Annotated in this window: 19 protein-coding genes; 2 read left to right on the plus strand and 17 right to left on the minus strand. The window is 46.2% G+C overall.

Annotated features, from left to right (window positions below; translation table 11 throughout):
- Nucleotides 1–15 precede the first annotated feature (15 nt).
- From J3U76_RS00375 to J3U76_RS00405, 7 genes are all read right to left on the minus strand, one after another.
- Entirely contained in the window at nt 16–696 is a 681-nt protein-coding gene (locus J3U76_RS00375; protein ID WP_208003656.1) for a DUF4276 family protein, read from the minus strand.
- Nucleotides 657–1748 (minus strand): AAA family ATPase, encoded by a 1092-nt coding sequence (locus tag J3U76_RS00380; protein WP_208003657.1) that lies wholly within the window; start codon nt 1746–1748, stop codon nt 657–659. Before J3U76_RS00380 ends, J3U76_RS00375 begins: the two co-directional genes overlap by 40 nt.
- Nucleotides 1745–4600, minus strand: a complete 2856-nt coding sequence (locus J3U76_RS00385) for an SNF2-related protein (protein ID WP_208003658.1) — start codon at nt 4598–4600, stop codon at nt 1745–1747. Before J3U76_RS00385 ends, J3U76_RS00380 begins: the two co-directional genes overlap by 4 nt.
- The gene (locus J3U76_RS14695; RefSeq protein WP_208003659.1) at nt 4597–4785 is read right to left on the minus strand and encodes a ribbon-helix-helix domain-containing protein; all 189 of its coding nucleotides are present in this window, start codon (nt 4783–4785) and stop codon (nt 4597–4599) included. The genes J3U76_RS00385 and J3U76_RS14695 overlap by 4 nt, the downstream gene beginning before the upstream one ends.
- A gap of 239 nt (nt 4786–5024) precedes the next feature.
- Nucleotides 5025–5678: an inovirus Gp2 family protein gene (locus J3U76_RS00395; RefSeq protein WP_208003660.1), complete on the minus strand. Its 654-nt coding sequence runs from the start codon at nt 5676–5678 to the stop codon at nt 5025–5027.
- A 237-nt stretch (nt 5679–5915) separates the two neighbouring features.
- Nucleotides 5916–6107 carry a helix-turn-helix transcriptional regulator gene (locus J3U76_RS00400; protein ID WP_208003661.1) on the minus strand — a complete coding sequence of 64 codons (192 nt, stop codon included), beginning with the start codon at nt 6105–6107 and terminating at the stop codon, nt 5916–5918.
- Between the two features lie 81 nt (nt 6108–6188).
- Nucleotides 6189–7487, minus strand: coding sequence for a hypothetical protein (locus tag J3U76_RS00405; RefSeq protein WP_208003662.1), 1299 nt, complete (start codon nt 7485–7487; stop codon nt 6189–6191).
- Between the two features lie 534 nt (nt 7488–8021).
- Here J3U76_RS00405 and J3U76_RS00410 point away from each other — a divergent pair.
- Complete coding sequence (locus J3U76_RS00410) at nt 8022–8693, plus strand: hypothetical protein (protein ID WP_208003663.1); 672 nt, start codon at nt 8022–8024, stop codon at nt 8691–8693.
- A 50-nt stretch (nt 8694–8743) separates the two neighbouring features.
- Here J3U76_RS00410 and J3U76_RS00415 read toward each other — a convergent pair whose 3' ends face one another.
- Nucleotides 8744–10036: a tyrosine-type recombinase/integrase gene (locus tag J3U76_RS00415; RefSeq protein WP_208003665.1), complete on the minus strand. Its 1293-nt coding sequence runs from the start codon at nt 10034–10036 to the stop codon at nt 8744–8746.
- 262 nt (nt 10037–10298) lie between these two features.
- Between J3U76_RS00415 and mutS the strand changes: the two genes are divergently transcribed.
- The gene (gene mutS, locus J3U76_RS00420; RefSeq protein WP_208003671.1) at nt 10299–12866 is read left to right on the plus strand and encodes a DNA mismatch repair protein MutS; all 2568 of its coding nucleotides are present in this window, start codon (nt 10299–10301) and stop codon (nt 12864–12866) included.
- Between the two features lie 350 nt (nt 12867–13216).
- Here mutS and rpoS read toward each other — a convergent pair whose 3' ends face one another.
- The 9 genes from rpoS to ftsB form a co-directional block, all read right to left on the minus strand.
- Nucleotides 13217–14185 carry an RNA polymerase sigma factor RpoS gene (gene rpoS / locus J3U76_RS00425; RefSeq protein WP_208003675.1) on the minus strand — a complete coding sequence of 323 codons (969 nt, stop codon included), beginning with the start codon at nt 14183–14185 and terminating at the stop codon, nt 13217–13219.
- 40 nt (nt 14186–14225) lie between these two features.
- Nucleotides 14226–15230 (minus strand): LysM peptidoglycan-binding domain-containing protein, encoded by a 1005-nt coding sequence (locus J3U76_RS00430; protein ID WP_208003677.1) that lies wholly within the window; start codon nt 15228–15230, stop codon nt 14226–14228.
- Nucleotides 15230–15811 (minus strand): VTT domain-containing protein, encoded by a 582-nt coding sequence (locus J3U76_RS00435; RefSeq protein WP_208003678.1) that lies wholly within the window; start codon nt 15809–15811, stop codon nt 15230–15232. Before J3U76_RS00435 ends, J3U76_RS00430 begins: the two co-directional genes overlap by 1 nt.
- On the minus strand, nt 15808–16434 hold the full coding sequence (locus tag J3U76_RS00440; RefSeq protein ID WP_341534278.1) for a protein-L-isoaspartate(D-aspartate) O-methyltransferase: 627 nt from the start codon (nt 16432–16434) through the stop codon (nt 15808–15810). The genes J3U76_RS00435 and J3U76_RS00440 overlap by 4 nt, the downstream gene beginning before the upstream one ends.
- A gap of 3 nt (nt 16435–16437) precedes the next feature.
- Nucleotides 16438–17184, minus strand: coding sequence for a 5'/3'-nucleotidase SurE (surE, locus tag J3U76_RS00445; protein WP_208003679.1), 747 nt, complete (start codon nt 17182–17184; stop codon nt 16438–16440).
- Nucleotides 17181–18224: a tRNA pseudouridine(13) synthase TruD gene (gene truD, locus J3U76_RS00450; RefSeq protein WP_208003685.1), complete on the minus strand. Its 1044-nt coding sequence runs from the start codon at nt 18222–18224 to the stop codon at nt 17181–17183. The genes surE and truD overlap by 4 nt, the downstream gene beginning before the upstream one ends.
- Nucleotides 18221–18694 carry a 2-C-methyl-D-erythritol 2,4-cyclodiphosphate synthase gene (ispF, locus tag J3U76_RS00455; RefSeq protein ID WP_208003686.1) on the minus strand — a complete coding sequence of 158 codons (474 nt, stop codon included), beginning with the start codon at nt 18692–18694 and terminating at the stop codon, nt 18221–18223. The genes truD and ispF overlap by 4 nt, the downstream gene beginning before the upstream one ends.
- Nucleotides 18695–18850: 156 nt before the next feature.
- Complete coding sequence (gene ispD, locus J3U76_RS00460) at nt 18851–19549, minus strand: 2-C-methyl-D-erythritol 4-phosphate cytidylyltransferase (RefSeq protein ID WP_243453962.1); 699 nt, start codon at nt 19547–19549, stop codon at nt 18851–18853.
- Nucleotides 19546–19848 carry a cell division protein FtsB gene (gene ftsB, locus J3U76_RS00465; protein WP_208003688.1) on the minus strand — a complete coding sequence of 101 codons (303 nt, stop codon included), beginning with the start codon at nt 19846–19848 and terminating at the stop codon, nt 19546–19548. The genes ispD and ftsB overlap by 4 nt, the downstream gene beginning before the upstream one ends.
- Nucleotides 19849–19968 lie beyond the last annotated feature (120 nt).

Genomic DNA, 19968 nt, shown 5'->3' on the forward strand with positions numbered 1-19968 from the left:
TTGTTCCGGTAAGCCTTAGTGGGCGAGCGCCTGCAGGCGCTCAATCCAGTTATTAAAATGGGGGCATTGAGCCCGAATGGTATCCAGGCCGATATCTTCGGCAATCAGCGGCCCGTGCAGGGTCTTGCGGTACTCGGGCACCAGCGCCAGAATCCGTTTCGACGGCGCCGTTTGTGGACTGTTGTTGATCTGCTCCGGGCTGTCGAAGCTGGCCTTGATCGCTTCCAGCTTGGCCACCGGGGCTTTATCATCCAGCCAGGTGGCAAATTTTTTCGGCTCGCAAAACAGCAAGGCCTCGAACTCATGCAACAGCAAATTCGGGACAAAGTTGGACTCGTTGATATCCGCCGCAAAGGCATCTTCCAGCACCTTCACCTTTTGCTCTGCGTCATCCTCCGGGCTGTCTAGTCCAGGAAAGTCAGTCGGCAAACCATAGTAGTCGATCAGGGTGGTAACAAAGGCCTTTTTATCCTGCCGACACAACCGGGTGACCTGATGTTTGACCTTGCCATAGCTGACGATTCCGCCTTTATGACCGGCGCTGGTTTGCGCCAATATGGCCGTCAGATAGATGCCCTGGTTAGCAAAATAGGGCATCAAGAGGTCACGGACAAAGGTTTCTTCCGTTTGACCTTCCACGAATACATTCACCCGGATCATCGTTGTGGTCTCCCGCCCAGCAGGTTTTTCTTCCACAACTCGCCCAGGCTGTAGTCTTGCAGCCATTCATTGAAGTTGTCTGTCTCTAGTCGCTTGAAGGTGGAAGTACCCTGCTGCTTGTCAACCACGATTAAGTCTTCGGCATCAAACTGGTTGACCAGCTCTACCGACTGGGTAGAGATAATCAGCTGATGCACACTGCTGGCGCTCTTGATCAACTCCGCCAGTACGTTAATGGCGTAAGGGTGCAGGCCAAGCTCGGGCTCGTCGACGATGATAGAGCTGGGCATAAACTCTTCCGGCTGCAGCAATACCGTTGCCAGCAGAATAAAGCGCAGGGTGCCATCAGAAAGCTCACTGGCCTTGAAGGGGATATCCTGCTCTTTTTCTGTCCACTCCAGTTGAATGCTGTCCGGGTTATCCGGTGTCGGGCGCAGATAGAAGCCACCGAAGAAAGGCGCTACCATCTGAATGGTTCTGACGATGCGCTTGTAGTGGCCAGGGTGATGCTTTTGCAACCGAAACAGGAAGGCAGCCAAGTTGGCACCATCTTCTCGCAGGTAGTCATTATCGTTAATACGGTGGATCTGCTTAACCCTGGCGCTGTCACTGGTGTCATGGAAGTGATAGACGCGCCAGCGACGCATGTAGGGCAGCGTATACTGCTTTATTTGTGAGGAATGGCTATCTGCCACGGATTCAAAATGGCCAGAGTAGTTACCGAAGTCTCCGCCCATGTTCCAAAACAGGGATTCGTTCTGAAACATCATTCGATTATCATTGGTTGGCTCCAACGCAAACTTGTAGCCATTATTACCGAAGAACAGATCGCCCTTTAATGCTTCCGTTTTCTTGCGGCCAAAATGCAGTAAGGCATCCGGCCCCCCAGCTTTGCCAACCTGTGATTGCAGACGGTGATCGAGTACGGTGGCGATCAGCCGAAAAAAGCTGATGAAGTTTGTTTTACCGGCACCATTGGCACCGATAAGCACATTCAGGCACCCCATTTTTAAGTCGCACCTGGCGATAGACTTGTAGCCTTCGATCACGATATGGCTAAGCTGATCGCTGTCTGTGACCTTTTTCATGCTGTAACCTCTTGTGCTGATGCTGCCAGTTGCCACCGTATAGTAAACAAGGTTTTCAACCGGGTTTCGGTGGCCAGGCGTTCTTCTATCTCTTCGAGCAGGCGGTCTTCTTCCTGCTCGATCTTTTTCTTTTCCTGGTGGTAGCTAAGCATGACGTTATCGCGTTCACGCTCCAGCTGCTTGAGCTGTTTTTTAGCTGCCATTTTTTCTTGTAACGAGCTTAGGTGACGCGAGGCTTTACGAGCCTCTTTGATTTCTTGATCCAGCTGTTTGATGCGAATATCCAGCGCTATGCGCTTGTCTTCTGCCCAGCGTTCGAGTTTTTCCACCGCCTCGCCGTAGTAAAGTTCGTTATCCTGCTCTACCAGTGTCTTAAAAGCCGTTAATTGCTCCGAAAGTTTGTCTTCCAGACGCTGGTCATCAATTGGCGTCACAGTACTGGGCTCGCAACATAATGGCAGCTGCAACATCCGCTCAATCGTCTCTGGATGAATTGAGTTACCATCCTGATCGATTGCCGCCAGCAATAACTGTTCTCGGCGATGAGAACTGGCATCCACAATGACTTTGACTACTTTTAACTGCCCCTGCTGACCGACAAGGTTTTTGACATCCACCCATTGCCCCTGTTCGGGCTGGTAAGAAAAGGTCAGCTCTGCGTCAGCCAGAGGTTGTTGCCTGGCACGCTCAATAAGCATGGCTCCCATGCCATCGTGAGGACGGAAGAAATAACCTTCCTGTGTCTCTGCCGTTTGCCAGTTGAGATTGTAAGCTTTTCCCTGCCAGATGAAAGCATCCTCACCTTCCTGATAACGCCCGTCATCCTGCTGCGACAGCGCCATTCTGGCCAGCAATAGCAGCCGCTGCTGATAGGCGTTTAGTTGGCGACTCGTCTTGCTCCGGCGCAGATTCAGACGGCTGATCACATCGGCGTCAAAGTTCTCCAGCAGAGATCGCCTGGTATCACTGTTCTTGATGTCGAGCCGTTCCTTCAGCTCTTCTTGCAAGGCGTTAAATTCGACTTCAATTTGTTCGTCACTGCGGCAACGCTGGTAAATATCGTGTATGCGACGCTCGATATCGACGCCGGATTCAATAGAGCCAAGCACTTCGTCGGAAGCTCCAAAGACACCTTCAAAGAGCTGAAACTTCTGACTTAGCAACTCAAACACGCGCTCGTCGGCTCGGTTACCCTTGTTGATGAAGTTCACCACTACCACGTCGTGCTTCTGCCCGTAACGATGCACTCGACCAATCCGCTGCTCTACTCGCTGCGGGTTCCAGGGAAGATCGTAGTTAATCAGCAGGGAGCAGAACTGCAGGTTAATCCCCTCGGCGCCCGCTTCGGTGGAGATCATCAAGGTGGCATCGTCACGGAACTTTTCTACCAGGGCCGCTTTCATGTCGGCGGTCTTGGAGCCAGAAATACGGCTCGATCCCTGATGTCGCTCCAGCCACTCTTTATAGATGGCTTTGGATTCAGGATCGTTATTGCTGCCGTTGAGCATGACTATTTGACCGCGATAACCCTCATTCGCCAGCATGTCGGCAAGCCAGGTCTGAGTTCGCACCGACTCGGTGAAAATCACGGCCTTGCGGGCACCGCCAAGCTCGGTCGTTCTTTCGAATGCCCTTTCCAGTACTCGGAGCAAGGCTTGGGCCTTGGCGTTTTGTGAAATGCTACCCGCCATGGATTTGAAATCTTTTAGCTGATCTATCTCTGCTTTCAGGGCTTCGGGATCGATCAGATCCTCGTCGTTGTACCCCTCTTCATCTTGATAATCATCGAGGTTTTCATAATCCTGCAACGCCTCGATCAGAGGTAGCTTTTGTTCCAGTCGGTTAATCATGGTCTCCAGAGTGCCCTGAATGGCGTAGGAAGAAGAAGCCAGGATTTTACGGATAACCAAGGTGACCAGATGACGTGCGCCACTCTTGATGGCTAACAGCTCATCCTGCTGCAGGTACTCTGATACTTGTCGATACAGTTGATCTTCTAATTCGGTAGGGCGGAAATCTTCGGTCATGGAGTAACGGCGAGTAAAGCTGATGCCACCTTCCTCCTGTACCTGACGCCTAAGGGTGCGATTGCACACCTTGCTTAAGCGTGTACGTAACAAGACCAACTCCATCTCATCAAGATTGTGCTTTGAATAACGAGCCTTAAAGGCTGCAAGATCGCCAAAGAAATGAGGGTCGATCACGGACACCAGCCCGTAAAGCTCTAACAGGCTGTTTTGCAGCGGAGTAGCTGAAAGCAGCACCTTCTTGCAACCAGACAACGCCGACTCCAGTTTTTTGGCTGTTTTGGCTCCGTCATTCTTGTAGATATTTCTCAGTTTGTGGGCTTCATCCAGCACCACCAGATCCCAAGGGACACGGGCAATATCAAGCTCTTTACGAGCAGCAAACTCGTAAGAGCAGATGCACACCGCTGGCTGGCCCTTTGTCAGCTCAACATCGAAAGGGTTAGCATGCCCGGTTTTTTTTGCCTCGTTGTAACTCTTGGCTTCGAGGATTACCGATGGCAGTGAGAACTTTTCTTCCAGCTCCTGGCTCCACTGCTTACGTAGTGTTGCAGGAACAATCAACAGTAGCTTACGGCGTCTTTCGGCCCACTTCTGAGCCAGCACCAGGCTGGCTTCAATGGTCTTGCCCAGCCCCACCTCATCGGCCAGGATAACGCCACTGGAAAGCGGCGAAGCCAGGGCAAACATGGCTGCCTCAATCTGATGAGGGTTCATGTCTACCTTGGCACCCGCCATGGTCTGAGCCATGGTGTCTTCTGCTTTACCTTCCAGCGTTAGCCAGTGAGCCAACCAGGCTTGTTGATGAGGAGAATGCTGAATCACTTCTGTTCATCTCTTAGTTGAGATAAATTAACGGGATTGAAAGCTCGAGCATCATGTTTAGTCAAAAACTCTGATACCGCTTGTCGAATAACCCAAGACATGGATAAGCCGCAGCTCTCAGCAAGGTGTTGCAGAGACTGGTATTGTTCTTGTGACAGGGATACAGTAGTCCTGACTGATTTCATGGCAAGCCCTAATGATGCGTAATAATGCAATATGCATCACTTTACATCAGCTGGCTTTGTCAGGCTATCATGTTGTGCTCATTGTATTACCTTGCCGTCAAAAGAAAGCGCAACAGCATCACGAGTAATATAGAAGTAGTTTTGTAGAAAAGAAGATCTCAAATGGTTTAGCTGTACAGGTTTCGATAGCTGTCATGAGCTCGCTAATAGATATCTGCATTACGTATTTTCGAGCCTCTTTAGCCCCTAGAGGTACCAAATGCATGCACTCCGTTACCATATTCTTTGGTAGTCTCCTTGCATAAGTAAGCGACCGCCTGGAAGAAAGTAGGAAACGATTGATAACCATCATTTTTAATAAGAGAAAATGTACTAGATACGTTCACAAGACCTTTTATATTAAATATGTCTATGTCCAGAGCACTAGCCCAAGCAGAAGTAATCTGACTGTGAAGCGTACCTGAACATTTATTCCAATCTCCGAGGGTAAAGTAGGCATTGCGGTTTAGTAACAAAACAAAATGATAATGTGGGCGTCCTTCTACTCCCAGTTCTCTCGCCCAAATATATCTCAACCCATGATAGTGTACACGTCCCTGCATTGAGTCCCGCTTATATACATGGTTCAGCTTCGCCTTAAGCGAGCTGATGAAGCGCTCTACCACTCTATTATCGTTCAGGGTAGCACTCATCCAAGTAGGCCATCTAAGGTCTAACCGTATTGCAAATACACGACCAAAGTTATTGAGCTGCTTCTCTATTACAGTCCAAGCTTTGTCTAGATACTGTTCTATGTATACCCCATGGCTTACTGCAATGGGGATGTTTCTATATAAGCTTTTTGTATACCTATACAAATTAGTATTACCTTGAACTCTTATTCTATCATTCATCTATCTATCACCTATATATTCAAACATTGAATATAGTCACACACCTAACATCAACAGGACATTAATAGGCATATATTACTATACCGACATGATTAAAATTAAACCTTCAGGATATACAACCAAAAACAACAAGAACCATCGACAAACACTGTCGAAAAATATACAGAGCTACTCTTGGAAAACATCAATTGGAAGAGGAAATAAAAACACTCACCATTTTAGATTAATGAAAACATACTAGCCTATATTCTTATCACGCTCTGCTATGCGAGATAGAATCCAAGCTTCTACTTCAGACTCTAACCATCCTTTGGCCTTACCCCCTAGTGATACGGATAGAGGAAAGACACCTTCAGCTATCTGTCTATAAATTGTGGAACGCGATAGTCCAGTTTTATTCATTACTTCTTTTAGTCTGATTATTCTCATGATTGGCTCCAGTTATACCGTTCATGAGATATGTACGCAGCGTAATAAAATACTTTTATTCAGCTAAAAACTTCTCCTTTCTTAAAACTTTACATATTCAATATAACTTAAAATACCACTATTTAAATGAACATCCTCTAGCTTGCAAGCTTCACCTATGTTTTCATTTGTAAATATCTCAACAGAAAAGTATACTCCTTCATCTATCACGTTAAAACTAGCTGGTAGAATTAAAAAACAGCTATTATCAACACTAAGCTTAAGAGCCCTAGCTATCGGCTCTTGTACACGTCTAGCCATCAAGAAAGACTCATGTAGCAGATATTCAGCAATACTACGTATATCTCCTTTATATTTTACTTTAGGATGCAAAACTACTGCTAATTCATCTTTAAGATCCTCGAATTCAGAGCTATAACCTTTAAGATTAATCAGCTTGTAATTAGACCACTTCCTTTCAACAGTGTCACTCCATCGTTTATTCAAAAAAACAGATGCATACTCTTCCAATACATACTGAAGATAAGCCTTAAAATCATGATTAGAAGCATCTAAAAAACATTCATCATTCATACCTCCACTTACATCAACTCCGAGCCTTTGCTTCTTTAGGCTTCTATTTCTGGCTGATCTATAAATTCTTTTAGCTGCAATCCCACAATTACTTTCAGTAATGTGATATGCAATAGATACTCGGTACCCTGAGACTCTATAGGTACCGTACAGTGGGTGCCGAAGGTTAAGTACATGCACACTTTTAACCATTCCAAAAAGTGACCTGTTTGTCATGCCGGATATAGAAGCATGTAGTACTTTTTCATTAACAAAGTCACATACTTTCCCTTTCACTCTACGTACGGACATCCCTGTAATACTAGATAACTCAGAAAAACTTAGATTATTTAATACGCCCATGGAGTCTGCGTGATACAACATAACAGCCAGTAAAAACCTATCAGAACGACTAAACCTAATCTTCGACTCTTTTTTCGGATTATACCCACCATTAGGAAATAGAGTCGCTTCAATTAGCGGCTTTAATCTTTCCGCAGGCTGAGATCTAGAGTTAGCGAGTAAGTGTAAAAATGAGTCAGTGAATCGATATCTAGCACTAGCTCTTTTATCTCTATTGGGGTGCACTTCGTCTTCTGTAATAAATTTTTGTTGCTTCAGGAACTCTAGCCCTACTTTCACCGCTCTATTGTTTGTATCACAGCTAGCCATCAACTTTCTAACAGCACCGCAGAACCCTCCCGTTCCAACATAATTTTTTACTAGCTGTACTATGAAAAGGCGAGACTCTGGTGACAAAATTTTTGAAGTTAAAGGTTCAGTCGTGTGATTACCTTTTGAATGGTCATCCGATCTTTTATACATCATTAGGTCTCTTTCGAGTAACCTGTAAGGATAATTCATACTTTCACCTTATACCTCTGCACTTGTGATGTACCCAATGTACCTTAATTAAGCGCATTGTATACTAAAAGTTACTTTTAACGTTGCAAGTAACGAATAAATTCATGAAACTTATACAGTCCAAGATTTGGCGAAAACACTCTAGGTATCGCATGTTGCCATAACTGATATTTATATTGGTGTTACATCTTTAAATGTAACGATGGTTCAACTGTTCAGCGCCGACATGCTCCGCCTATCGATGGTATCGAATTACAAGGCACAGTCATCACCGAAGAAAGAGGAGTACTTTGTAATATGTGTGTTCAAGTGATACTTAGTGAAGGTTATAAAACATGCAATAAAGATACGGTTACAATGCAGAATCAGGTTACTTATTTCAGCCATAATGACACTATAATCTCTATTTAAAATTGTAATGTTTTCTAAGTAAGCATCATCAATAACGATAATAAAGTAAGCATGAAAATATAAATTAACTTTTACAAAGAGGTTGAAATGTTCTTAACAAACAATCGTTCTGACATAGAAAAATGGAAATTATGGATAGAAGAGTCTCACCCCGAAAAAATAAAATGGGCAATAGATTACATATCAAAAAAAGTAAATAAAAGCTTTAAAATGGAACACAAAAGCAAGAATCTATTTATTAACTTAATAAATGAAATCCCAGAATCACCAGAGAACACAATAAACCTTAATAAGATGATGGCAGCTTGGAGAGCAAAAAAACATAAAGAAAAAACCAATAGAGAAATTAGTTCTTTCTTGCTAGAAGAAAAAACGAGAAGTAAAATATCTCGCTTAGCCAAAAAATCAAAACAGTCTCAAAGCAAAGTAATTGAAGAAGCAATATTTAATCATGACAGAGACACCAAAGAAATAAACAAGGAAGTAAAATCTATTGTAGAATCAAGAATTACTCAGAAAGAAAAGCTTACAAATGCAAAAAAAAGAAAAGAGAAGAGAGAAATAAAAAGGCTAACTTTAGAAATTGAATTGCTAAGAGAAAAGAATGCAAAGATCAAAGCAGGTTACATAAGCATGAAAAGTTTCACTGAAGAGATAATATTGGAGTATAATTTCGGTTCAAATGAAGAAGAACACGAAGCTATTCAAGATGAGCTATGGAAAAAACTAAATCTCATGATAGAAAAATTTAACATTTAATAAGTAACCTTAAAGCTATAGATGTAAACTTATACCTTGACGGTTAAAAGTTAACCACTAACAATACTATCTAAGTAATCAGCCCATATTTGTAACCAATATTGGCATTCACTTTCATAACGATGCAAATCATAAGTTCCTTCAATCCCAGATCTAGCATGACCTAGGATTGCTTCAGCAACTTCATTAGGACATTGCAAACGAGCTAATCCTGTTCTTACAGTTCGTCTCAAGTCATGTGGTGTCCAGTGATCAATATCTAACATGGTTCCCTTATTTCTCATAACCCACGATTGTTCAGATAGCTTTTTTTGCTGTACTGGTAAGCCAGTTGCTTTCGATGGAAACATCGCATCTGTTGTACCAAAAGGTAATTTTTTTATTATATTAACAGCTTGACTAGGCAGCTGAACATAACGATCCGTCGCTGTCTTTGTTTCTCTAATATGTAATTTTTTTTCTTTAGCATCAAAGTCTTTCCATTGTGCATTGCAAAGCTCTCCTGTTCTACATCCTGTAAGCAATGTTAAATGAAGAATCTTTTTTTGCGCATTGGTATAATCTGAACTTGGCAACCACTTAATTAGCTTTATAACTTCTTTGTCCGATAACACCCTTCGACCTGGTTTAGATGTAAGCTTTATTTTCGCTTGTCTTAGCCCAGCTTTAGCTAATAATGCAGGGTTAGCAAAGTCGTCAGGTAATCTATCAATACCGATGGCATACTCGTAAGCTGCGGACAGCTCTCTTAATACGCTTCCGGCTTGTACATTGGCACCTCTAGAGACAATACTCATGACCATCTTGATCACATCTTTCCTTAAAATATCTGTTGCCGGACGAGAACCCATGAATGGCACGACATCAATATAAAGAGTTCTTCTGGTTTCAATCTGGCCTTTAGGCTTACGAGAACCGAGTTTTAGTTGCCCATTGGGTAGTTTCTGGTCTTCTATCTGACTAGTCAAATACAATTCGATTAGATCTTGTACCGTGAAGGTTTGACGACCTTGTTCAATGAGCAATGAACGTTCTTTTTCTTCCTTTCTTTTCCTTTTTATCTCATTGGCAGGGCAGATTTTTTGTCTTCTAAGTAACTTCCAATCTTGAAGTATCGATCGAGCTTCAGCCAAAGAGGTCTCAGGAAAGTTCCCAATTTTCGCCTGCACTAGCTTTCCTGTCTCAGGGCTAGTGTATCTGTAAAAGAACGTCTTAAGGCCGGTACTACCGCAAGCCACACGTAGGCCTCTATTTTCCCCTGTATCAGAAAGATCGTTACTACTCGGCTTCATAGTCTGAATTGTTCTTGTTGTCAGAGGTTTGGTACTCTTCGCTAAAGTCATCTCACAATCTTCCTGTTAGTTTTGTTAGGCTACCACCTAATAAGGCGTGTCGTTCACCTTATGCCAGTACATTTATAAAGTATGTACTGGCGATACATACAACCTACACTTAAACCTACACTAAAACATAGGTTTTAGCGACATTGACTGATACATCTTGAGACGACCTGAGAAACCAAATATTAGAAAATATCTTTATAAACAAGTACTAATGGCGGTTAAGTGAGTGAAAAATAAAGAGTTAGATCAAAAGCACACACCTATGATGGTTCAATATTTGGCATTGAAGGCGCAGCATCCGGATGTGTTGATGTTTTATCGCATGGGCGATTTTTATGAGCTGTTTTATGACGATGCCAAAAAAGCGTCACGCTTGTTGGATATATCCTTAACCAAACGCGGAAAGTCAGGGGGCAGTGCGATTCCGATGGCGGGGGTGCCCCATCATGCGGCGGAGAATTATTTGGCGCGTTTAGTGCAAATGGGCGAGTCGGTGGCCATTTGTGAGCAAATTGGCGACCCTGCTACCAGTAAAGGGCCGGTTGAGCGACAGGTGGTGCGCATTGTTACACCCGGCACTTTGTCGGATGAGGCTTTGCTGGAAGATCGCCAAGATAACTGTTTAGCGGCAGTCTTTCACGATGGTCAGCAGTTTGGTTATGGGGTGCTGGATGTGAGTACCGGCCGGTTTGTGCTGAATCAGTTTGCCACTGAAGAGTCGTTAGTTGCAGAATTGCAGCGCACGCAACCTGCCGAGTTATTGCACCCCGAAGATTTTGACTATTTTTCAGCGATTGAATCGCGCAAGGGGCTGCGCCGTCGGCCAATATGGGAATTTGATTTAGACACGGCACGTACTTTGTTATGCCAGCAGTTTGGCACCCGCGACTTAGTTGGTTTTGGGGTAGAGCAAGCCAGCACGGCGCTGTGTGCTGCGGGCTGTTTGCTGCAATATGTTAAAGATACTCAGCGCACCGCTATGCCACATATTAATAGTGTCAGCCTTGAGCGCAGCCAAGATATGGTGGTGATGGATGCAGCTACGCGCCGTAATTTGGAGTTAACGCTTAACTTATCGGGCACGGTAGAAAATACGCTGGCTGAGGTGTTGGATAACACGGCCACGCCCATGGGCAGCCGCTTGCTTAAGCGCTGGATACATCAGCCCAGCCGTAATACCGACACACTCACCCGTCGCCAAGACAGTATTGCGTTGTTAATGGCCGATGGCGGCTTTGAAGATTTACGCTCGCCGCTGCGCCAAGTGGGAGATATGGAGCGCGTATTGGCACGCCTTGCCCTGCGCTCGGCTCGCCCGCGTGATTTAAGCCGCTTGCGCAGTGCGCTACAAGCTTTACCGGATATTCAGCAGCAATTAGCACAGGCGAATAGCCCTTGTTTAAACGCGCTGGCAAAAACCATTGGCGAATACCCAGATTTGGCTGAGCTATTAGCACAAGCGATAGTGGATACCCCGCCGGTGTTAATTCGTGATGGTGGGGTGATCCGCGAAGGCTTTAATGCCGAGTTAGACGAGCTGCGTGAATTGGCGGCCGGTGCGCACCGCTATTTAGAAGCCTTAGAAGCACGAGAAAAAGCCGCCACCGGTATTCAAACCCTAAAAGTGGCCTATAACCGAGTACACGGTTTTTATATTGAAGTGAGTCGCGCCAGCGCCGACTTAGTGCCGGTGCATTATATACGCCGCCAAACACTCAAGAATAATGAGCGCTATATTATTCCTGAGCTTAAAGAGTACGAAGACAAGGTACTTAGCGCTCAGGGACAAGGGTTAGCGTTAGAGAAAAAGCTGTACGAAGCACTGCTCGATAGTTTGTTAGAGCAGTTGCAACTCTTGCAGCGCAGTGCCATTGCGCTGGCAGAGTTGGATGTGTTTGCTAACTTGGCCGAGCGTGCCGACAGCCTAGATTATTGCCGCCCTACCCTCACTCAAGACGCCGTGATTGATATTCAGGACGGTCGCCACCCTGTGGTTGAGCAGGTGATGAATGACCCTTTTATTGCCAACCCGCTGAGCATGTCTGATTCTCGCAAGATGTTGGTGATAACCGGCCCCAATATGGGGGGTAAATCAACCTATATGCGCCAAACAGCTTTAATTGTGCTCATGGCCTATATGGGCTCTTTTGTTCCGGCAAGCAGTGCACGCATTGGTAAGCTAGACCGTATTTTTACCCGTATTGGTGCCTCGGATGACTTAGCCTCGGGCCGCTCTACTTTTATGGTGGAAATGACCGAAACCGCTAATATTCTGAATAATGCCACCGAACATAGTTTGGTATTAATGGATGAAATAGGCCGAGGCACCAGTACTTATGATGGCTTGGCATTGGCTTGGGCCTGTGCCGATGCTTTGGCCAATAAGCTGCATGCCTATACTTTGTTTGCCACCCATTATTTTGAGCTCACCGAGTTGGCAAGCCTGTGGCCAGAAGTGGCCAATGTGCATTTAGATGCGGTGGAGCACGACGATACCATAGCCTTTATACATGCGGTGCAAGAGGGAGCAGCCAGCCGTTCTTATGGTTTACAGGTGGCGGCTTTGGCAGGGGTGCCCAAGCCGGTGCTGGGGTTGGCGCGTCATAAGTTAGCTGAGTTAGAAACAATGAGTGCAGCGACCGATAACCCAGCGCCAACGGCTACGACTAATACTAAGAGCACGCAGCCTGCAGAGGTGCAAACGACTTTGCCCTTGTTTGATGAGCCATTAGATGAAGCTTTAGTCTTGCTAGATGATATTAACCCCGATGAGCTAACCCCGCGCCAAGCGTTGGAGTGGCTGTATAGATTGAAGCAGACAAGAAGTTAACGAACAGCTGTACGGAAAGCCAAAGCTCGCTTTGGAGAGCTTTAAGCCGTCAGCCGTAAGCTGTAAGTTAAAGACAAACACCGGTTTGGTTGTTTCGTACAGCGGTCAGCGTAAAGCGTATGGCTGCCTGTTAAAACAATCTTGCTCCGCAAGACCCACAGCTAAAGCGTGGGACTACAGAAAACAACGGCTCGGCGTTGCTTTTAACTGACGGCTTACCGCTCTCCGACGGGGCTAGAGATACCGGTATAACGGCATAAAGATAAAACAAAAAAGCCAACAGCAGACGGAGTCTGATGTTGGCTTTGATTGTTTAATTTCAACATTCAACACTGTATCTTAAGTGTTCGTTATTCTGTATGAAACAAAGTTTCTACGCATAAACCTTCTTGGCTGAGCATATCTTTTAAGCGATTAAGCGCTTCTACTTGAATTTGGCGTACGCGCTCTCGGGTAAGGCCAATTTCTTGCCCTACGTGTTCAAGGGTAGAGACTTCATAGCCCATTAAGCCAAAACGGCGCGCCAACACTTCTCGCTGCTTAGGATTAAGTTCGTTTAACCACCCTTGCAAGCTGGTATTCATATTGCTGTCTTGTAGCTCGGTTTCGGGGTCAAGATCATTATCATCGGTTAATACGTCTAGTAGCGCTCGCTCGCCATCACCGCCAAGGGGGCTGTCTAGGGATCCCATTCGTTCGTTAAGTTTAAGCATACGCGAAACTTCAGCAACGGGTTTATCAAGCGCTTGGGCTATTTCTTCTGCAGTGGGGTCGTGATCAAGCTGTTGTGCCAACTCACGAGCGGTGCGCAAACAAACGTTAAGTTCTTTTACGATATGAATGGGTAAACGTATGGTGCGGGTTTGGTTCATGATCGCGCGCTCTATGGTTTGACGGATCCACCAAGTAGCATAGGTTGAAAAGCGAAAGCCACGTTCAGGATCAAACTTTTCAACAGCACGAATTAACCCAAGATTACCCTCTTCAATCAAGTCGAGCAGGGCTAGGCTGCCATTGTTATAACGGCGAGATATTTTAACAACCAATCTAAGATTAGATTCAATCATGCGTTTGCGCGCAATCAAATCACCTCGCAAAGCACGACGAGCATATAGCACTTCTTCTTCTGCCGTAAGCAAAGGAGAGAAACCTATTTCTCCTAGATATAACTGCGTTACATCTAACGCTCGGCTACTGGCTGTCTCTTTGGCGGTGTCATTTACATTGTCATCTTTGACTTTACTGATAGTCGCATCCAGTGCGCTGTCAGCATTAAAGTCCATATCACCTGTGCGAGTCGTTATTTTATTATGGCTCATGCTTGCTCTCCCTTTACCATGCACTACCAATGTTACGTACTTATCGCTTTGGCAAATGCTTTATGGGATTAACAGAGGCGCCCTGATATCGAATTTCAAAATGTAATCGAACATCTGTGGTGTCACTGCTTCCCATATCAGCAATATGCTGGCCAGCCCCCACTGTTTGTTGCTCTTTAACTCTAAGTACTTCGTTGTGGGCGTAGGCCGATAAGTAATCATCATTATGTTTTATAATAATTAGGTTACCGTAACCTCGTAACGCACTCCCTGCGTATACGACCTTGCCTGCAGCAGCCGCCTTAATGGCTTGTCCTCTGCTACCGCGAATATCAACACCTTTATTACCCGTTTCTGCTAACGAAAACCTTGATATAACAGGTCCGGGCGTTGGCCAGTGCCACGCAATACTCGTTTTGCTAGCCGCTTTTTTAGGCGCTTGAGTTTTAGCGTATGCTTTTCCTGTGGCGGGTGCAACAGGCTTAGTTACTTTTTTAACATTAGCGTTTTCTGTTTTATTAGAGGGACTTACATTTGCTTTGCGGGTCACCTTAGACGCCACTGCTGTCGGCTTAGCACTCGCGGTAATGGTATTTTTTTGCTGTACTCGCCTGCCTTTTAGGGTTAACGCTTGGCCAACATAAATACGATAAGGAGGGCGTAAACCATTTAACCCGGCCAAGTCCGCCACGCTGTGATGGGTACGCCTTGCAATGCTACTCAGGGTATCGCCACGGCGCACTCTATATTGCACACGCTTAATCCCTGGAATATCTAAACGCAGCGTTTGTCCAGGGTAGATAGCATAAGGGGGCGCAATGCGATTATGGCGCGCTAAGGTAGGGACGTCTGTGCCCGCTTGCCAGGCAATAGAATATAAAGTGTCGCCTTTGGCCACCACATAACGATTACCATTGGCTTTTATATGGCCTCGGGCGTGTACTCCCGAGACCGGGGCAGGAGAGGTGCCGGAGCAAGCACTCAGCATTGCCAGCAACACTAGGTTGAGGCAAGTTAGTTTGAGTATTTGGCTCCATTTTGGCATTAGTTTCTCAACAATAGATAAGCGATAACCGCAACAATTAAAGACACCCAGCCAATAAGATCGATATAGCGGATAAGCTTGGCTTCCATTTTCACGCCACCCCACTTCATCAGTCCAGAGACTAAGAAAAAGCGCAACCCTCGCCCCACTAACGATACCAAAATAAAGGGTAAAAAAGCCATACTGAGCAAACCTGCGGTCACAGTAAAGACTTTATAAGGAATCGGGGTGAAACTGGCGATAAAAATAACCCAAATGCCCCACTCAGCAAACCACGCCTCGGCAATATCTATTTTGCCTTCATACCCCATAGAGGCAATAAAAGGCTGAACAATGGGGTCCCATAAGGCATACCCCAACAGATAACCAAAACAGGCGCCTAACACAGAAAATACAGTGGCCAGGCCGGCATAAAACCAGGCGCTTTTAGGTTTCGCTAGCGTCATAGGTGCTAGCATCACATCAACCGGCACTGGCCAAAATATCGACTCTGCAAAACTATTTAATGATAAATAAACCGGAGCATGACGATGCATGGCCCATTTCATGACTAATTGGTATAACCGAGAAAAAATTTTCACTCAAGATCGCCTTTCACTAACGGAACAAATCGCACCGCTTCTAACTCAGTGCGCGAAAACTTATCACCACGGCGCTGATACAGCCATAATGTTTGCTGGGTCTGGCCTACCGGAATCACCATCACACCGCCATCAGCCAACTGAGAGAGCAAAGCTTGGGGTGTTTCTTGGGCTGCTGCTGTGACAATAATGGCATCAAAAGGAGCCTTGCTGGCCCAACCCTGCCAACCATCGCCGTGCTTAGTTGACACATTATACAAATCCAGTCGCTGTAAACGGCGACGCGCCTGATATTGCAGTGACTTAATGCGCTCAAGGCTAAAGACTTGCTCGACTAACTGCGCCAATACGGCGGTTTGAAAACCCGAGCCTGTCCCCACTTCCAGTACCCGTTTAGGCTGAAATTGCATTAGGGCTTCGGTCATTCTTGCCACTATATAGGGTTGAGAAATAGTCTGGCCACAGCCGATGGGCAAAGCGCTATTTTCCCAGGCCTTATGGGACATGGCTTCATCAACAAACTGAGCCCGAGGTAAACTGGCAATCGCCGTTAATACCCGCTCGTTTTTGATCCCTTGTTGTTGCAGCATGCGATAAAACTGCTGTCCTGCTAACGTAAGCACCTGCTACTCCACTTCTTTGAGCCAATCGGTTAATGCTGCCATTTTATTATGGGCCGTCATATCTATGGTTAATGGGGTAATAGAAACATAACCTCTTTCTATTGCATCAAAATCAGTGCCCTCTCCGGCATCTTGAATTGCCCCTGGCGGCCCTATCCAATATATCGGCTTACCCCTTGGGTCATATTCTTTTAATACCGGATCACAACGATGACGATTTCCCAAACGTGTCACTTTTATTCCCTGAATATCACTTAAGGGCAGGTCTGGCACGTTTACATTTAATATTTGATTGGTTGCTAACGGCGCGCGCAACAAGCCTTGTACCAATACACTGGCAAAGTGCGCCGCGGTTTCAAAGTAGCGATCGCCACATAAAGATACCGCTAATGCGGGCAAGCCTAAGTGACGTCCTTCGGTCGCCGCCGCAACCGTGCCCGAGTAAAGCACATCATCACCTAAATTGGCACCGTGATTAATACCCGCCACCACCATATCTGGATCAGGGTCGAGTAGGCAGTTTACCGCCCAATGCACGCAGTCGGTGGGCGTGCCTTTAACAGAATAAAAACCGGTATCATCAATTTTATCGGCACGCAGCGGCACTTCTAACGTCAAAGAATGGCTGGCGCCGCTGCGATTTCTATCGGGGGCCACTGTCACCACTTCAGCAAATTCAGATAAGGCGCGACTTAAGGTACGAATACCAAGCGCATTCACGCCATCATCATTACTCACTAATATTTTCATTCGCTTTGTGCATCCTTTGCAATTTCTCGCACCACACTGGTGGCGTAACTTCCGGCGGGTAACCAAAACGATAAGCGAGCGCTGTTATCTTCTAACTGCCAGCTCATTTGTTGTGGCTTAAGTAGTAAGGGGCGACGCTCTTGTTTTAAGCCCTGATTTTCTAGGCCTTGGCATAAGTCTTGGTGATCATTTAGTGCCGCCTGTTCAAGTTCAGCCGCCGCATCAACACTGGGTAAGCGGCCTCGGCCCCACAGTGGCGCACTAATGCGCACATCGCCCTCAGCAAAGCGCGCTTGCATGGTTTCATTAAGGGGGTTGTCGTCGTTAAGAGTAAAGAAAGACTGAGTGCCCGCCAGCATCAAACAATCGCCGGCCAATAGTTGCTCTGCCATCCCCGCCTCTAAACGCTGGCTCACCGCCAAGTTAAATAAGTAACTGCGGGCGGCGGATAAATACATTGAGCGCTTATTACGGTCTTTAATTTTTCGACCATTAAACATGGCACGAGCGTGATCTAGGTTGCCAAAGTGATGGCCAAAACGTTGATCGCCGTAATAATTAGGCACCCCGCGCTCGGCAATGGCGGTTAAGCGCGCTGCTAACCCATCGGTATTTGAGAGTTCGGTTACATTAAGTTCAAACCAGTTACCTTTTAGCGCCCCTATTTTAAGCTTTTTATTATGACGGCCACGATCCAGTATTTGCACGTCTTCGCTTTCTAAGCTCGAAAAATCTGGCTCGGCTTTACCGGGCAAGTGCACACCAAACCATTGCTCGGTAACGGCGTGGCGGTCTTTTAAACCTGCCCACGTAACTTCACGTTGGGTAACACCGGCCAAGCGGGCTAATTCACGGGCAATCCACTGGGTGTTTTGGCCGCGCTTTCGAATATAAAGCAGAATATGCTCGCCTTCACCACAAGGGGTAAAGCCTAAGTCTTCTCGCACAATAAAGTCTTCTGGCACCACTTTTAGGCGCGCATCACAGCTGGGCTCGCCATGCAAATACTGCCAATTATGGATGTTTAAAGTATCCGTCATATTTTTACCAACAGCACTACGGCTTCTGTTGCTATGCCTTCTTTACGGCCCACAAACCCCAGTCGCTCTGTGGTGGTGGCTTTTACATTCACTTGGCTAACATCAGCTTGTAAATCGGCGGCAATATTGGCCACCATATCGCCAATAAAAGGCAAAAGCTTAGGCGCTTGCGCCAGCACGGTGACATCGGCATTACCCAATGTAAAACCGGCTTCTTTTACCATGGCGACCACTTTGCGCAATAACTCACGGCTATCTGCACCTTTATAAGCCGCATCGGTATCAGGAAAATGGGTGCCAATATCACCGCCACCAATGGCACCTAATAGGGCATCGGTAAGGGCGTGTAAAATAACGTCACCGTCTGAGTGCGCCAGTAAACCTTGCTCGTAGGGCACAGCTACACCGGCCAAGATACAAGGGCCTGGGCCACCAAATTTATGCACGTCAAAACCGTGTCCAATTCGCATAGTAAGTATTCTCTTTTTCAATGAATAGCTATAACCCTTGCGGGGAGCTGTCAGCGTATGGCTGTCTGTTAAAACAATCTTGCTTCGCAAGACCCACAGCTAAAGCGTGGGACTACAGAAAAATAGCGTTTTTTTCTTTAACTGATAGCTGACGGCTTAAAGCTGACAGCTATCAACTGTCTGCTTTAAAAAAAACTGCGCTAGTGCTAAATCTTCGGGGCGGGTGATCTTAATATTATCTGCCCGCCCTTCTACTAACGCCGGATTAAAACCGGCCCACTCCATAGCGGAGGCTTCATCGGTAATGCTTGCCCCGCAGGCCAAAGCATCGGTCAATGCTTGGCGTAAGGTGGTGGTGGCAAAGCATTGGGGGGTAAGTGCGTGCCATAGCTCTTCGCGCGGCACACTACTCGCAATCGCCCCAAGACCATTACCACGCTTCATGGTGTCGCGTACGCGGCAGGCTAAAATAGCGCCTTGAGCCTGCTGTCCGGCGACCATTACCGCCGCTAAATCGGCAGGATGCAAACAAGGTCTGGCGGCATCATGTACTAATACCCACTCTGTTGCGACCTGTTGCAGCGCATTAAGTACCGAGTCTGCCCGCTCTTTGCCGCCTGATACCGTGATAATGCGCGGGTGGCGAGCAATAGCAAGGTTGTTAAACCAAGCATCATGCTCGGCAATCGCCACCACAATAGTGCCAATCGTATCATGCTTGAGCAGCCCCAATAAGGTGTGCTCTAGCACGGTACTATCGCCTAAAGGTAAATATTGTTTGGGTCGGTCGGCCGCCATACGGCTACCAATGCCTGCGGCCGGCACAACGGCCGTATAGCTAGGTATCATATTCATGGTAGTGGCTTATTGGTTGGCAATTTATCAGTTAATAACAGCCGGTAAAAAGTTTCGCCCGGCTTGATCATACCCAAGTCGTTACGCGCCAACTCTTCAACCGCCGCCAGCCCTTTATTAAGATCGTCAATTTCTCGATATAACAAGGTATTGCGGGTCACCAACAGTTCATTATCGTCCATTTGGCGATTCACATTTGCTTGAGCTTCATGATATTCAGCCAAGCCATTTTTCCCCCACCACAAGTGATATTGAATGGTGCCTAACAGGGCAAGCAGTATCAGCGTAAGCGTGCGCATTTATCCTCCACAGGTTGTGCGCTAGTTTCCCATATTCAAGCCGTAAACAAAAGAAACCCCGCACGGGGCGGGGTTTCTTTTTAATATAAGCAAGGTCATTAATGTTAAGAATAAACACGC

The organism is Oceanisphaera pacifica (genome assembly GCF_017498065.1).
Taxonomy (GTDB): domain Bacteria; phylum Pseudomonadota; class Gammaproteobacteria; order Enterobacterales; family Aeromonadaceae; genus Oceanimonas; species Oceanimonas pacifica.